Source organism: Streptomyces sp. NBC_01428 (genome assembly GCF_036231965.1).
In the GTDB taxonomy this organism is placed as follows: domain Bacteria; phylum Actinomycetota; class Actinomycetes; order Streptomycetales; family Streptomycetaceae; genus Streptomyces.
The window spans coordinates 3785808-3799676 of the sequence record NZ_CP109499.1 but is presented as its reverse complement, the minus strand read 5'-3'; the positions used below and the strand labels follow the sequence as shown (position 1 = coordinate 3799676).

Annotated in this window: 13 protein-coding genes; 4 read left to right on the top strand and 9 right to left on the bottom strand. The window is 71.0% G+C overall.

Features of this window, described 5'->3' with window-relative positions; genetic code table 11:
* Window positions 1-15: 15 nt before the first annotated feature.
* The 3 genes from OG406_RS16380 to OG406_RS16370 form a co-directional block, all read right to left on the bottom strand.
* Window positions 16-2244, bottom strand: a complete 2229-nt coding sequence (locus OG406_RS16380; protein ID WP_329186377.1) for a sulfatase-like hydrolase/transferase — start codon at window positions 2242-2244, stop codon at window positions 16-18.
* A 222-nt stretch (window positions 2245-2466) separates the two neighbouring features.
* On the bottom strand, window positions 2467-3921 hold the full coding sequence (locus OG406_RS16375; protein ID WP_329186376.1) for a sensor histidine kinase: 1455 nt from the start codon (window positions 3919-3921) through the stop codon (window positions 2467-2469).
* Complete coding sequence (locus OG406_RS16370; RefSeq protein WP_081219006.1) at window positions 3918-4607, bottom strand: response regulator transcription factor; 690 nt, start codon at window positions 4605-4607, stop codon at window positions 3918-3920. Before OG406_RS16370 ends, OG406_RS16375 begins: the two co-directional genes overlap by 4 nt.
* A 172-nt stretch (window positions 4608-4779) precedes the next feature.
* On the opposite strand from OG406_RS16370, the gene OG406_RS16365 reads away from it, so the two are divergent.
* Window positions 4780-7197, top strand: a complete 2418-nt coding sequence (locus OG406_RS16365; RefSeq protein ID WP_164369436.1) for an MMPL family transporter — start codon at window positions 4780-4782, stop codon at window positions 7195-7197.
* A gap of 57 nt (window positions 7198-7254) precedes the next feature.
* Here the strand turns inward: OG406_RS16365 and OG406_RS16360 are convergent, their stop codons facing one another.
* The 4 genes from OG406_RS16360 to OG406_RS16345 all read right to left on the bottom strand — a co-directional run bounded on the left by OG406_RS16360 (window position 7255) and on the right by OG406_RS16345 (window position 9548).
* Window positions 7255-8073 (bottom strand): TetR/AcrR family transcriptional regulator, encoded by an 819-nt coding sequence (locus OG406_RS16360; protein ID WP_329186373.1) that lies wholly within the window; start codon window positions 8071-8073, stop codon window positions 7255-7257.
* A 9-nt stretch (window positions 8074-8082) separates the two neighbouring features.
* Window positions 8083-8595, bottom strand: coding sequence for a thiol-disulfide oxidoreductase DCC family protein (locus OG406_RS16355; RefSeq protein ID WP_266847325.1), 513 nt, complete (start codon window positions 8593-8595; stop codon window positions 8083-8085).
* Window positions 8596-8600: 5 nt separating this feature from the next.
* Window positions 8601-9008 carry a hypothetical protein gene (locus OG406_RS16350; RefSeq protein WP_239154644.1) on the bottom strand — a complete coding sequence of 136 codons (408 nt, stop codon included), beginning with the start codon at window positions 9006-9008 and terminating at the stop codon, window positions 8601-8603.
* 129 nt (window positions 9009-9137) lie between these two features.
* The gene (locus OG406_RS16345) at window positions 9138-9548 is read right to left on the bottom strand and encodes a VOC family protein (RefSeq protein WP_327409080.1); all 411 of its coding nucleotides are present in this window, start codon (window positions 9546-9548) and stop codon (window positions 9138-9140) included.
* Window positions 9549-9840: 292 nt separating this feature from the next.
* On the opposite strand from OG406_RS16345, the gene OG406_RS16340 reads away from it, so the two are divergent.
* From OG406_RS16340 to OG406_RS16330, 3 genes are all read left to right on the top strand, one after another.
* Entirely contained in the window at window positions 9841-10368 is a 528-nt protein-coding gene (locus OG406_RS16340; RefSeq protein ID WP_164369380.1) for a TM2 domain-containing protein, read from the top strand.
* Complete coding sequence (locus tag OG406_RS16335; RefSeq protein WP_164369381.1) at window positions 10361-10768, top strand: DUF2752 domain-containing protein; 408 nt, start codon at window positions 10361-10363, stop codon at window positions 10766-10768. Before OG406_RS16340 ends, OG406_RS16335 begins: the two co-directional genes overlap by 8 nt.
* Before the next feature lie 225 nt (window positions 10769-10993).
* A complete protein-coding gene (locus tag OG406_RS16330) occupies window positions 10994-11257 on the top strand; it encodes a TM2 domain-containing protein (RefSeq protein WP_164369382.1) in 264 nt (87 codons plus the stop codon).
* Between the two features lie 63 nt (window positions 11258-11320).
* On the opposite strand, the gene OG406_RS16325 is transcribed toward OG406_RS16330, so the two are convergent.
* Together OG406_RS16325 and sdhA are read right to left on the bottom strand one after the other, a co-directional pair.
* Window positions 11321-12100, bottom strand: a complete 780-nt coding sequence (locus OG406_RS16325; protein ID WP_329186368.1) for a succinate dehydrogenase iron-sulfur subunit — start codon at window positions 12098-12100, stop codon at window positions 11321-11323.
* Entirely contained in the window at window positions 12100-13854 is a 1755-nt protein-coding gene (gene sdhA, locus OG406_RS16320) for a succinate dehydrogenase flavoprotein subunit (protein WP_164369384.1), read from the bottom strand. Before sdhA ends, OG406_RS16325 begins: the two co-directional genes overlap by 1 nt.
* Between the last annotated feature and the right edge of the window lie 15 nt (window positions 13855-13869).

Sequence of the window (13869 nt, the reverse complement as noted above, 5' to 3'; positions counted from 1 at the left end):
GCCACGGGACGGCCGTCAGGAGTGCGGAGTCGATCCGTACGCCGTCAGGAAGCGGTCCCGGAACGCGCTCATCTTCCAGACCGGTGCGTTGTGCTCGGGCCGGAGGCCGTCCGTCCAGCCCCAGTCGGCGATCCGGTCGAGCACCTTCGGGTCCTTGGCGACGATCGAGACGGGTACGTCGCGGCTGGCGTGGTCGCCGCTGACCCGGGCGATCGGCTGGTGGTCGCCGAGGAAGATCAGGACGGTGTTCTTGTCGCCGTACTTCACCAGGTAGTCGATGAGGCTCGTCACCGAGTACTGGATGGACTTGCCGTACTCCTCCTTCGACTTCCGCGCGTCGGTGATGATGTCCCCGGGCCGCTTGCCGGCCTTCTCGATCGCGTCGTAGACCGATCCGTCGCCGACCTGGTCCTGCGGGACGGTCCTGGGGATGGGTGCCCACGGCTGGTGACTCGACGTCAGGATGATCGTCGACATGAGCGGCTTGTCGTGCTTCTTGCCGTGCACCAGGCGCTCGAACGCGGTCAGCGCGTACTGGTCGGGCATCGTGGACCAGCTGAACTTCGGGCCCCGGTAGCCGAGGTCGCGGGAGTCGTAGAGCTTGTCGATGCCGTAGAACTTCTGCTCGGGCCAGGCCTTCTGGACGCCCGGCATCACGCCCACGGTGTCCCAGTCGCCCGTCTTCTTGAAGGCGCCGGGGAGCGTCAGGTGATCTCCCGCGGTGACGGTGCGGTAGCGCTGCTGGTTGTTGATCCACAGGCCCGACAGGAACGTCGAGTGGCCGAGCCAGCTGCTTCCGCCGTACGTCGCCGACGTGAGCCAGCCGCTCTTCGCCGCGAACCCGGCCCCGGTGAGCTTCTTGTTCTCCGCGGTCAGCGTCGCGTCGACGCCCGGAGCCATCACCGGGTCCTCGATGGCGCTGCGCCCGTAGCTCTCGATGAAGGTGATCATCATGTCCTTGCCGCGCAGGTCCGTCAGGAGCTGGTCGGGCGGCGTGTTCGCGAAGGTGTCCTTCTTCGCGATCTTCTGGAACTCGGCCTCGTCCCTGATCGTGTCGCGGACCCGGTGGGCCCGGTCCTGGACCGCCAGCGCGACATGCTCGGAGGCGATGGGCACGCCGGTGACCTGCACGCCGAGCGCCGCGCACGTCACCCAGACGATGGCCGCCACCAGCGTGGCGCGCGTCGCCACCTCGGAGTTGCGGGCCACCAGGCTGCCCAGCCGGACCACCGACAGCGTGACGAGTGCCAGAACGGTGATCACGAGCACCACGGCCAGGATCGCGATGCCGAGCGCGCCGCCCCCGCCGAAGGTGTCCTGGAGGTAGGCCTGCGCGTCGCTGAACAGGGCCCAGTCGAGGACGACGTTGAAGCCACGGCCCAGGTATTCGTTGAAGCCGACGTCGAGGAGGTTCAGGACGGTCAGGACGCCGAGGGCGAGCCCGGCGACCGCCGAGACGGCGATCCGCGGCCTGCGCGGCAGAACGAGCACCAGGGCGGCGCCGAACACGGCCTCCACCGGCACGCGCAGGAACTGTGCCGGGTGGAACTGGTCCGCCTTGCCGGGCATGAGCAGCGCGAACAGCACGAGCACGGCGGCGAGACCGGTCACCGTCCACGCGAGGACGGTCGCGGCGACCGGATACCGCCCCCGCCACCCACGCACCCGTCCGCTCGGGGGAGCCGCCTCTCCGACGCCTCCGGCCGAGGGGGCCGCGGGGCCTGTCTGCCCGCCCTCGTCCCCGCCCTCGTCCCCGCCCTCGTCCCCGCCCTCGTCCGTGCTCCCGTCCGTGCCCTCGTCCGCGTGGCCGGCCGACGGGGGCGGGGAGACCGGGACCGGTTCCTCGCCGTCGTCCCCGCCGTCGTCCCCGCCGTCGTCCTCGTCGGACGACGACCCGGCGCCGCTCCCGGCCGGGACCTCGCCCTCCGGCGCCCGCACGACCGGCTCCGGTTCCGCATCGGTCGCGCCGCGCTCGGGCTCCGGGTCCGTCGTGTCGTGCGCGATGCCGACGGCCGGCTGTCGCTCGGCGGTGGGAGCGGGCTGCTCGGGCCCGGAGGAGGGCACATTCTGCCCGGGCTCCGCGTCGGTGGTGTCCCGCGCGTGATCGGGGGCGCCCTCCGACGCATCCTGGGGGGCCGGGCCGGGCTGCTCGATTCCGGAGGAGGGCGCGTCCGGTTCGGGCGTCTCCCGTTCCGGCGTCTCGTCCGTGTTCGGCAGCTGTCGAGAGCTCGATGTGAACGACAACCCGGCGGTCCTTCCGTGCGCGGCGCGGTGGTGGCGTGACGGACCGGGGCGTGGAGACCGATGCCGCCTTCATCGAGGTGTACGGGACCGTGCGGGCCGGTGTTCAATCGCCCGGGTCAGCATCTCCCCAAGTCCGTTCCCGCAGGTCACAGCGGCACCAGAGGGGCGCCTCAGCCTCGGCGGGTCCGCGGGCCGGACCGAGACGCCCGCGGACCCGCCGCCTCACCGCACGGGCAGGGTGACCGTCACGTCGAGGCCCTCGCCGGGTGCCGTCCGCACGGCCACGCCGCCCCCGTGAGCCGTCACCACGCCGTGCACGATGGCCATGCCGAGTCCGCTGCCCGCGCCGCGACCCGTCCGGAAGAAGCGGTCGAAGACGCGCGTCGCGTCCTCCTCGGCGAGCCCCGGACCCTTGTCCGCGACACACAGCCGTACGACACCGTCCGCGCGCTCCAGGCCGATCCGCACCGGCACGTCGGCGGGGGTGTGGGTGCGCACGTTGCCCACGAGGTTGCCCAGCACCTGGCGCAGCCCGGACTCGTCGGCCTGCACCAGCAGGGTGCCGTCGGCGTCCACGGTCACCGGACGGCCGGGCTGCTGAGCACGCAGGTCCTCGGCGGCGTCCCGCACCAGCCGGCTCAGGTCGACGCTGCGGAAGCGCAGTTCGGGCCGCTGGTCGAGGCGGGCCAGGGTGAGGAGTTCGTCGACGAGGCGGCCCATGCGGTCGGCCTCGCCGTTCATCCGGTCCCAGGCCCGGCGGCGCTCGACGGGGTCGGTGAGCATCCCCTTGTCGTAGAGCTGGAGGTAGCCGCGTATCGCCGCCAGCGGGGTGCGTAGTTCGTGCGAGGCGTCGCCGACGAACCGGCGCAGCTGGGCGGTGCTGCGTTCACGGGTCCGGTGGGCCGACTCGACCTGCTGGAGCATGGAGTTGAGGGCGAGCCGCAGCTGTTCGACCTCCTGGGTCGGGCGGTGGCTGGAGGGCACGCGCCGGGTGAGGTCGCCGTCGGCGATGGCCGACGAGGTCTCCACCATGGCCTCCAGCGGCAGCATCCTGCGGCGCACGCTGAACATGGTGAGGCAGGCGAGGAGCGCCAACAGCAGGGTGCCGACGGTCAGATCGAGCTTGAGGGCCTTCGCGATGCCCTTGTGCAGCCCGTCTGTCGAGGTGGCGAACAGGACGTACGTGCCGTCGGCGAGGCGGGCTCCGGTCGCCCTGTAGTCGGCGCCGTGGACGGTGATGTCGTGCGGGTCGTCGTCGTGGGCGAGCGCTCCGGGGTCGTCCACGGCGGCGGCGAACGCACTCTGCGTGTCGGTGGGTTCGAAGCCGGCGACCTCGACGGCCCGGCCCCGCCGGTCGACGGCGGCGAAGAGGGAGTCGGGCTTGGGCGATCCGTCCACGGCCGGCCCGATCCGGTCCCGGACGAAGGTCAGGGCGGTCAGCGAGTCGATCTGGGTCATGGTGAGCCGGGAGACGCCGAGCGACTCGCGGGTCTTCACGAGTTGGGTGTCCACCTGGTCGAGGAGATAGTGCCGCATGCCCATCAGGCTCACCGCGGTCGCCGTCACGATGCCGAGGGCGAGGAGCGCGACGTTCGCGAGGGTGAGCTGGCCGCGGAGCGAGTGGACGCCGTGCCGGCGGCGCGGGCGGGGGAGCGAGGACCGGGCGGGCGGCCTCACGCGAGCCCGTACCCGACGCCCCGCCGGGTCTGGATCACCGGTGGCCCCAGCGGTTCGAGCTTGCGCCGCAGATAGCTGATGTACGTCTCCACGACGGTGGACTCGGCCGGATGCTCGTACTGCCAGACGTGGCGCAGGAGTTGCTCCTTGGGCACGATCCGTCCGCCGTTGCGGACGAGGAAGCGCAGCAGGGCGTACTCCGTGGGGGTGAGCTCGACGGTGGTGCCCGCGCGGTGCACGCGGTACGTCGTCTCGTCCAGCTCCAGATCGCCGTACCGCAGCGGCGGGCGCTGCGGCAGGACGTCGTCGGGCCGTGTCCGGCGCAGCACGGCGGTGATACGGGCGACGACCTCGTCGATGTTGAACGGCTTGGTGATGTAGTCGTCGCCGAAGCCGAGGGCGCCGACGATCTCGGCGGGCGCGTCCCGCGCGGTGAGGAACACGATGGCCAGTCCGGGCCGGCGCGCCCGCAGTTCACGGCCGAGGGCCCGGCCGTCGCCGTCCGGCAGCATGATGTCGAGCAGGGCCGCGTCGGGGCGGGTGCGCTCGGCGAGTTCGAGGGCCTCGCGGACGGTCCCGGCGGCCATCACCTCGAACCGGTGGTAGCGCAGCGCGATGGTCAGGACGTCGGCGATGCTCGGCTCGTCCTCGACGACGAGGACGGTGGATCCCTCGTGTGCGCTCATGCCCCCAGTATCGGCGGGGCCGTCGACGGCGGGGGCAGTTCCCCCTTTGGAGTTCCTTGAGAGTCATGGGCGCGTCGTGTCGCGGGGTGCGCGGCGCCGTCGATCCTGGTGTGCAGGACCTGGGGGACCGACCGATCGACCAAGCGGACAAGGAGCGTTGAGCGTGGCGGCATTGGCACGTTGGTGCTATCGGCATCGGCTGGTGGTCCTGTTGCTGTGGGTGGGCGCACTGTTCGGTCTGGGCTTCGCGGCGACCACCGCGGGCACGGACTACGCGAACGTGTTCTCGCTCCCGAACACGGACTCCAAGCGCGCGTACGACCAGATGGAGAAGGCCTTCCCGGAGAGCGCGGGGGACACCGACACGGTGGTGTGGAAGGTCGAGGAGGGGACGGTCGGGGATGCGTCCGTCCGTTCCCGGATCCAGCCCGCGCTGGACGAGATCGCCGGCATGAAGGGCGTCGGCGCCGTCGCGGGACCGTACGAGGGGGAGCGGGGCGCCGCGCAGATCAGCCGGAACGGCAGGATCGCGTACGCCCAGATCACCTTCACCGAGCAGGCGAACGCCGTACCCAAGGAACTGGTCCAGGACGTCCTCGACACCGCCCGGGACGCCGGACGGGACGGGCTTCAGGTCGAGTTGGGCGGTCAGGCGATCCAGCGGGTGCAGGAACCGCCCACCGGACTGGCCGAGATGGTCGGCATCCTGGCCGCGGCCGTCGTCCTCTTCCTCGCGTTCGGCTCGTTCTACGCGATGCTGCTGCCCATCGGCATCGCCGTCTTCGGTGTCGGTACGGGCCTGTTCTCCACGCAGTTGCTCAGCCACAGCACCGACATCCCCGACCTGGCACCGCTGTTGGCGACCCTGATCGGCCTCGGTGTCGGCATCGACTACGCGCTGTTCATCGTCACCCGCCACCGGCGGGGCATCCTGCGCGGCATGGAGCCCGAGGAGTCGGCGGTCACCGCCCTCAACACCTCGGGCCGGGCGGTGCTGTTCGCGGGCGGCACGGTGTGCATCGCGCTCGCCGGCATGCTCGTGACGAACCTGCGCTTCCTGGACGGGGTGGTCATCGGGACGTCCCTCACCGTCGTGTTCAGCGTCCTCGCGGCCACCACCCTGCTGCCGGCCCTGCTGGGAATGCTCGGGGTACGGGTGCTCAGCCGCCGCCAGCGGCGCAGGCTCGCCGAGCGGGGCCCCGAGCCGGAGCGGACGAGCGGCGCAGCGGCCCGCTGGTCCTCGACCGTGCAGCGCCGGCCCAAGGCGATCGCCGCCGTCGCGCTGGCCGTCATGGCGATCCTCGCGATCCCCGTCCTGTCGCTGCGCCTCGGCGCCACCGACCAGGGCAACGACGACGCCACGACCACCACCAGGAAGGCCTACGACCTGCTCGCGGAGGGCTTCGGGCCCGGCTTCAACGGCCCCTTGCAGGTGGTGGTCACCGCCGGTGACACGGACGCCCTGGTGAAGGGCATCGACGGCACGCCCGGCGTGGCCAGGGTCGCGGCGCTGCCGCCCGCGCACGGCGTGACCGTCGTCCAGGTGGTGCCGACGACGTCACCGCAGTCGCAGAGGACCGACGAGCTCATCGACACCCTGCGGGACCGGGTCATCCCGGACGCGGGCGCGACGGCGCACGTCGGAGGTGTCACCGCCGTGTCGAAGGACTTCGCCACGATCACCGGCGACCGGCTCCCGTACTTCGTCGCCACGATCATCGGCCTCGGCTTCCTGCTCCTGCTGGTCGCCTTCCGCTCGCTGGTGGTCCCGCTGACGGCCGCGCTGATGAACCTGATCGCCGCCGCCGCGTCCTTCGGCGTCCTCACCGCGGTCTTCCAGTGGGGCTGGGGCCTGGAACTCCTCGGCCTCGGCAAGGAGGGCCCGATCAACGCCTTCCTGCCCGTCATCATGCTCTCGCTCCTCTTCGGACTGTCCATGGACTACCAGGTGTTCCTGGTGAGCCGCATGCACGAGGAATGGGTGCACACCAAGGACAACGCCCGGGCGGTGCGGGTCGGTCTCGCCGAGACCAGCCGGGTCATCAACTCCGCCGCGCTGATCATGGTCTGCGTCTTCCTGGCCTTCGTCCTGAGCGGCGACTCCGGAGCCGCGATGGCGGGCGTCGGGCTGGCCGCCGCCGTCGCGCTGGACGCCTTCATCCTGCGTACGGCCCTGGTGCCGGCCGCGATGCACCTGCTCGGCGACTCCAACTGGTGGCTGCCCGCGGGGCTGGAGAAGCGGCTGCCGCACCTGGCGGTCGAACCGGCCGAGGCGCCGCCCGCCGAGGAGCCCGCCCCCGTCGAGGGCGGCGCGACCGTCGTCCACGGTCTCGTCCGTGACGCGGAGGGTGTGCCCGTCGACGGCGCGGTCCTCACCCTGCTGTCCAAGGGCGGCCGTCAGCTCGACCGCGTGACCTCGCTGGCCGACGGTTCGTACATCGTCTCGGTCCCGGCGCCGGGCACGTATCTGCTCTCGGCGACGGCCCGTTCGTACGGGGCGCGGGCCCGGCACGTCGTGGTGGCCGACCAGCCGCTGGTGCACGACGTGGAGCTGACGGCGGGCGAGGTGGACGCCGACGCGGTCAACTGAGGCCACGACAGGAGCGAACCGACGACGTAAGGGGCTCCCGCCATGGACGGGCGCCCCTTACGCCTCCTTCTTGTCCGTCCTCTTCGCGGGCCTGTCCGCCTTCTTCGCCGGGTCGGGCAGCGCCTTCGTCATCCCGGGCAGGAAGTCCGTGAACAGCTCGTGCACCTCGTGGACGAGGGGACGCAGCAGCCGGAACCGGGCCAGCGAGACACCGCGCGCGGTCAGCCGCGCACCGCGCTCGGCGAGCCGGTAGCTGCGCTCGCGGCCCTCCGTACGGTCGAAGACCCAGTACAGGACGAGCCCCATCTGGGAGAGCCACATCAGCTCCGGGAGGATCTCGCGCAGCTCCTCGGGCACCTTCGTCTTCGCCCCGGCCAGCACCTCCTTGTGGACGCTGATGGCCTCCGCGCGCGCGTGCTCCGACTCGGGGGAGAAGGGGCTGAGCGGGCTGTCCGGGTCCGCGGCGTTCTTGAAGAACTGCACCGCGAACTCGTGGAAGGGCGTGGCGATGTCCAGCCACACCTTCAGCACGCCGCCCAGCCGGGCCTCCAGGTCGGTCTCGCGGTCCAGCACCTCGCGGACGGCCTCCTGGTGCTCGCTCGCGATCCGGTCGTAGAAGCCCTGGATCAGGTGCTCCTTGCCGGCGAAGTAGTAGTACGCGTTCCCGACCGAGACCCCGGCCTCCTGGGCGATGGCCCGCATGGTCGTCTTGTCGTAGCCCCGCTCCTGGAACAGCCGCATCGCGGTCTCCAGGATCAGGGCCCGGGTCTGCTCGCTCTTGCCGGGGCTCCTGCCCGCGTCCTTGGCCGCCGGGGCCGGGGAGGCGGAGGGTACGGAGGACTCGCTGGGGCCGGGGCTGTCTGTCGGTGCTGGCACGGGACGAGCCTAACCAGTGGGAGCGGGGGAACATCCGCCGCTGTCGCAGGGCGGCGCGTACGTCCAGCCCGCCGCCGGGTCGTAACTCCACCCGTCGCCCCAGTGGTAGGCCCCGCCGCCCCACCGCTCGGACCGCTGCGCCTCACGCCACTTGGCGGCGGCGAGGACGGCGCCCCGGGCGAACTTCGCCCCGGTGGGGGTGCTCAGCCGGTGGGCCAGCGCCCGGTACTCGCGCAGCGCCCACAGGGTGACGATCCAGGCGGGCGCCCCCTGGTAGACCTGGCCCGCGTCGCCCACGACGGTGATCTCGCTCAGGGTGGCGCGGTGGTCGAGCCCGGGGAAGCGCCGCCGGGCCTCTTCGGAGCCGACCGGCACGAAGCGCAGGGGGACCAGCTGCGCCTGCCGGGCGAGCCAGTGGGTCAGGAAGGCGCACAGCGAGCAGCGCGGGTCGTGCAGGACGGTGAGCCCGCGGACCGGGACGCGCGGGGCGTCCCGGCCCGGGCCGGCCTGGATGCCGGTCACCGCTCTCACATCCCGGCCGCGGGCGCGGCCCAGTCGGTCGGCTGCACCGGCGGGGTCTGCTCCCGCTCCATGACGCCCCGGCGGCGGATCTTGTTGAGCACGTACACGTTGCCCAGGTGCATCACACCGAGGACCAGCAGGACGACGCCCAGCTTGGTCGAGAGGGCCTCGAAGATCTCGCGGGCGTTGGAGATCTCGTCGCTCTGGTGCAGGTAGAGCGCGACGAAGCCCAGGTTGACCAGGTAGAAGCCCACCACCAGCAGGTGGTTGACGGCGTCGGCGAGCTTCTCGTTCCCGCGCAGGACGTCCGACAGGAAGATCCGCCCGTTGGTGCTCAGCGTGCGCGCCACCCAGACCGTCAGCGCGATGCTGACGAGCAGATAGATGACGTACGCGACGACTGTGAGGTCCATGTCCCCACCCCTTCTTGAACGCGTTCAAAACGCTGTCAGGGATGAATGTAGACCTGCTTTTGAACATGTTCAAGTCGGATCCGGGCAGACTTCGGCACCGGGCCCGGCCGCGTGCCGCCGCCCCGACTCTCAGGCCCTGCGCGCGAGTTCCGGGCGCTTGGTGTAGTCCGTCAGGCCGATGACGTTGCCCCAGGGGTCGGCGAACTCGACGGTCCAGCCGGTGGCGACGGAGAAGGGCTCGTCGAGCGGCGGGATGCCCGCCGCCGCCAGGGCGCGGGCCGCGGACCGGGCGTCGGGCACCTCCAGCCACAGGCGCGGCGACGCCCACGGCGGCGGCCGGTGGCTCAGTTCGTCGTCGAGGCGCAGCAGCACCCCGGGCGTCTCCTTGCCGATCTTCAGCAGGGCGATGCCCGCCTCGTCGAGCTGGAAGGCGAGCGGGAAGCCGGCCCGCTCGTAGAAGCTCACCGCCTCGCCGAGGTTCCCTACGGGGAGCAGTACGTTGTCGAGTCCGAGCAGCTCGTATGACACGTCATCTGACATGCCATCAGGTTAGGGAGGGGCGGGGACGGTCATCGCGGGCCGGACCGGGGGCCGACCATGTGATCACCCGTTGAGGCGATCCACGCCACCGCCACCGCCGACGGCGGCGGCGGGGCGGGGGCCGGAGGGTCACCGGTCGGGCGATCCTCGGCCGGCTCCGACGGGGAGCGGAGTCCGTGGGGCGGACCCACTTCTCCGCCGTGGGCCCCCTCCTGCAAGATGGCCTGACCGATCGTCGCCTTCGAACCCCAGTCCCGCGCCGTCCCGTGCGGGCACACCAGGAGTCAGCACCTTGACCGACCAGCCGCACCAGCCGCCGCAGCCCCCGAACCAGCCGCCCGGCTACGGCTACCCGAACGCCGGAGCGACCCCGCCCGGCGGTACCGGCCCCTACGGCGCCGGGCAGCCCGGCCCGTACGGCCAGCAGGGCCCGTACGACAACCCGGGGCAGTACGGCTACCCCGGGCCCGGCGGGTACCCGGGACCGGGCGGCTACGCGGGACCGGGCGGGTACCCGGGGCCGGGCGGCTACCCCGGTGGTCCGGTCCCGCCCGGCACCTACACCGGCGACCCGAACGCCCCGTACGGCTACGACCCCTACGGCCGCCCGTACTCCGAGAAGTCGAAGATCGTCGCCGGTGTCCTCCAGCTCGCCCTGGGCAGCCTCGGCATCGGGCGTTTCTACATGGGCAACGTCGGCATCGGCATAGCCCAGCTCCTCACCTGCGGCGGCCTCGGTGTCTGGGCCCTGATCGACGGCATCATGCTGCTCGTCGGCAACAGCGCCACCGACTCCGACGGCCGGGTCCTGCGTGGCTGACTCCGTCGCGGCGCGCCGGGTCGCGCTGCGGCACCCGGCGGCGGCACCTCTCGCGGTGCTCGCCGCCGGGACGGCCGGGGCCGGCTATCTGTACGTCACCGATCCGCACGAGCCGGGCCACCTGCTGCCCGGCTGCCCGTTCCGGTATCTCACCGGTCTGCTCTGCCCCGCCTGCGGCGGCACGCGCATGGTCTACGACCTGATGCACGGTCACCTCGCCACCGCCTGGCACGACAACCGGATGCTGCTCCTCGCCGCGCCGTTCGCCCTCGCCCTGCTGGCGCGCTGGATGGTCGAGGGTCTGCGCGGACGCCGGTGGAGCCCCCAACTGAAGCCGCGCACGCAGCTGTTGGTGCTTCTGACGGCGGTCGCCTGGACGGTGCTCCGCAACGTCGTCTAGCCGAGGTGCGGTCGCTCTCCCTCGGCAGCGAACGGATCATGATCACGGAATGGGCAAGATTGATCAATTTCTCTCCCATGACGTGCATGAATCTCCGTACGCTCCGACGGCACAGGGGGGATGACGTGCACGCCATCCATGCGCGGACTTCGCCATGGGACCCCTCCTGGGCGCTCACCGGAGCGAACCGCTCCGGCCGTCTTCAGTGATCCAGGAGCAGTACTCATGACCGTCCCCACCCCTGACGCGCCCTACGGCTACGACCCGCAGGGCCGTCCCTACTCCGACAAGTCCAAGGTGATCGCCGGAGTTCTCCAGCTGTTCCTGGGCGGCCTCGGCGCCGGCCGTTTCTACGTCGGCTCCACCGGTGTCGCCATCGCCCAGCTCTTCACCTGCGGCGGCCTCGGCGTCTGGGCCCTGATCGACGCGATCCTGTTCTTCACGAGCAACGACCGCACCGACAAGCAGGGCCGCGTCCTGCGCGGCTGACGGCATGCGGAAGGGCCCCGCTCCCGAGTGGGGAGCGGGGCCCTTCGGCCGTGCGGGGAACGGTCAGAAGCGACGCGTGATCAGCGCGCGCTTGACCTCCTGGATCGCCTTCGTGACCTCGATGCCTCGGGGGCAGGCGTCCGTGCAGTTGAACGTCGTGCGGCAACGCCACACGCCGTCCTTGTCGTTGAGGATCTCCAGCCGCTGCTCGCCGGCCTCGTCACGCGAGTCGAAGATGAAGCGGTGGGCGTTCACGATGGCGGCCGGACCGAAGTACTGGCCGTCGTTCCAGAACACCGGGCAGGACGACGTGCACGCCGCGCACAGGATGCACTTGGTGGTGTCGTCGAACCGCTCGCGGTCCTCGGCGGACTGCAGACGCTCGCGCGTCGGCTCGTTGGTGTCCTTCGTGATGAGGAACGGCATCACGTCGCGGTACGCCTGGAAGAACGGGTCCATGTCGACCACGAGGTCCTTCAGCACCGTCAGGCCCTTGATGGCCTCGACGGTGATCGGCTTGTCGGGGTTCAGGTCCTTGATCAGCGTCTTGCAGGCCAGGCGGTTCTTGCCGTTGATCCGCATGGCGTCCGAGCCGCAGATGCCGTGCGCGCAGGACCGGCGGAACGTGAGCGTGCCGTCCTGCTCCCACTTGATCTTGTGCAGCGCGTCGAGGACACGCTCCTTGGGGTCGATCTCCAGCTGGAAGTCTTCCCAGACCGCCTCGGCCGAGATCTCCGGGTTGAAGCGCCGGATGCGGAACGTGGCGGTGATGTACGGGGAGTCGGCGAAACCGGGCTCGGGCGTGCCGGCCGCGTCCGCCTTGTCCAGGGTGGGAGTAGCCATCAGTACTTACGCTCCATCGGCTGGTAGCGGGTCTGGACGACCGGCTTGTAGTCGAGACGGATGGACTCGGTGCCGTCGTCGCCGACCTCGCGGTACGCCATGGTGTGGCGCATGAAGTTGACGTCGTCGCGGCTCGGGTAGTCCTCGCGGTAGTGACCGCCGCGGGACTCCTTGCGCGCGAGCGCCGAGACGGCCATGACCTCGGCCAGGTCGAGCAGGTTGCCCAGCTCGATGGCTTCGAGGAGGTCCGTGTTGAACCGGCGGCCCTTGTCCTGGATCGAGACGTTCAGGTAGCGCTCGCGCAGCTCCGCGATCTTCTCGACGGCCGTCTTGATCGTCTGCTCGGTGCGGAACACCATCACGTTGGCGTCCATGCACTCCTGCAGCTCCAGGCGGATCGCGGCGACCCGCTCGGTGCCCGTGGAGTCGCGCAGACGCTCGACCTGGGCCACGACCTGGGCGGCCGGGTCCTCGGGCAGCTCGACGTAGCCCGTCTTCTCCGCGTACTCCGCGGCGGCGATGCCGGCACGGCGTCCGAAGACGTTGATGTCGAGCAGCGAGTTGGTGCCGAGACGGTTGGCGCCGTGCACGGAGACACAGGCGACCTCACCGGCGGCGTACAGGCCCGGGACGACCGTGGTGTTGTCCGAGAGGACCTCACCCTGGACGTTCGTGGGGATGCCGCCCATGGCGTAGTGCGCGGTGGGCTGGATCGGGATCGGGTCCGTGTAGGGCTCGATGCCGAGGTAGGTGCGCGCGAACTCCGTGATGTCGGGCAGCTTGGCGTCCAGCTGCTCCGGCGGGAGGTGCGTGAGGTCGAGGTAGACGTGGTCGCCCTCGGGACCGCAGCCGCGGCCCTCACGGATCTCCGTGTAGATGGAGCGCGAGACGACGTCACGGGACGCGAGGTCCTTCATGACCGGCGCGTACTTCTCCATGAAGCGCTCGCCGTCCTTGTTGCGGAGGATGCCGCCCTCACCGCGGGCGCCCTCCGTCAGCAGGATGCCCATGCGCCAGATGCCGGTCGGGTGGAACTGGAAGAACTCCATGTCCTCCAGCGGCAGCCCCCGACGGTAGACGGCGGCCTGGCCGTCGCCGGTCAGCGTGTGCGCGTTGGAGGTCACCTTGAAGAACTTGCCGGTGCCGCCGGAGGCGTAGATCACGGACTTCGCCTGGAAGACGTGGATCTCGCCGGTCGCGAGCTCGTAGGCGACGACGCCCGCCGAGTGCTTGACGCCGTCGACCTCGGTGATCAGCTGGTCGAGGACGTAGAACTCGTTGAAGAACTCCACGCCCTCCTTGACGCAGTTCTGGTACAGCGTCTGGAGGATCATGTGGCCGGTGCGGTCCGCGGCGTAGCAGGACCGGCGGACCGGGGCCTCGCCGTGGTTGCGGGAGTGACCGCCGAAGCGGCGCTGGTCGATCGTCCCGTCGGGCGTCCGGTTGAAGGGCAGGCCCATCTTCTCCAGGTCGAGGACCGAGTCGATGGCCTCCTTCGCCAGGATCTCGGCGGCGTCCTGGTCGACCAGGTAGTCGCCACCCTTGACCGTGTCGAAGGTGTGCCACTCCCAGTTGTCCTCCTCCACGTTGGCGAGCGCTGCGGCCATGCCGCCCTGCGCCGCGCCGGTGTGGGAGCGGGTGGGGTAGAGCTTCGTCAGCACGGCGGTGCGGCTGCGCTTCGTCGACTCGATGGCGGCGCGCATACCGGCGCCGCCGGCGCCGACGATGACGGTGTCGTACTTGTGGATCTTCATGAGTGGTTGCCTCAG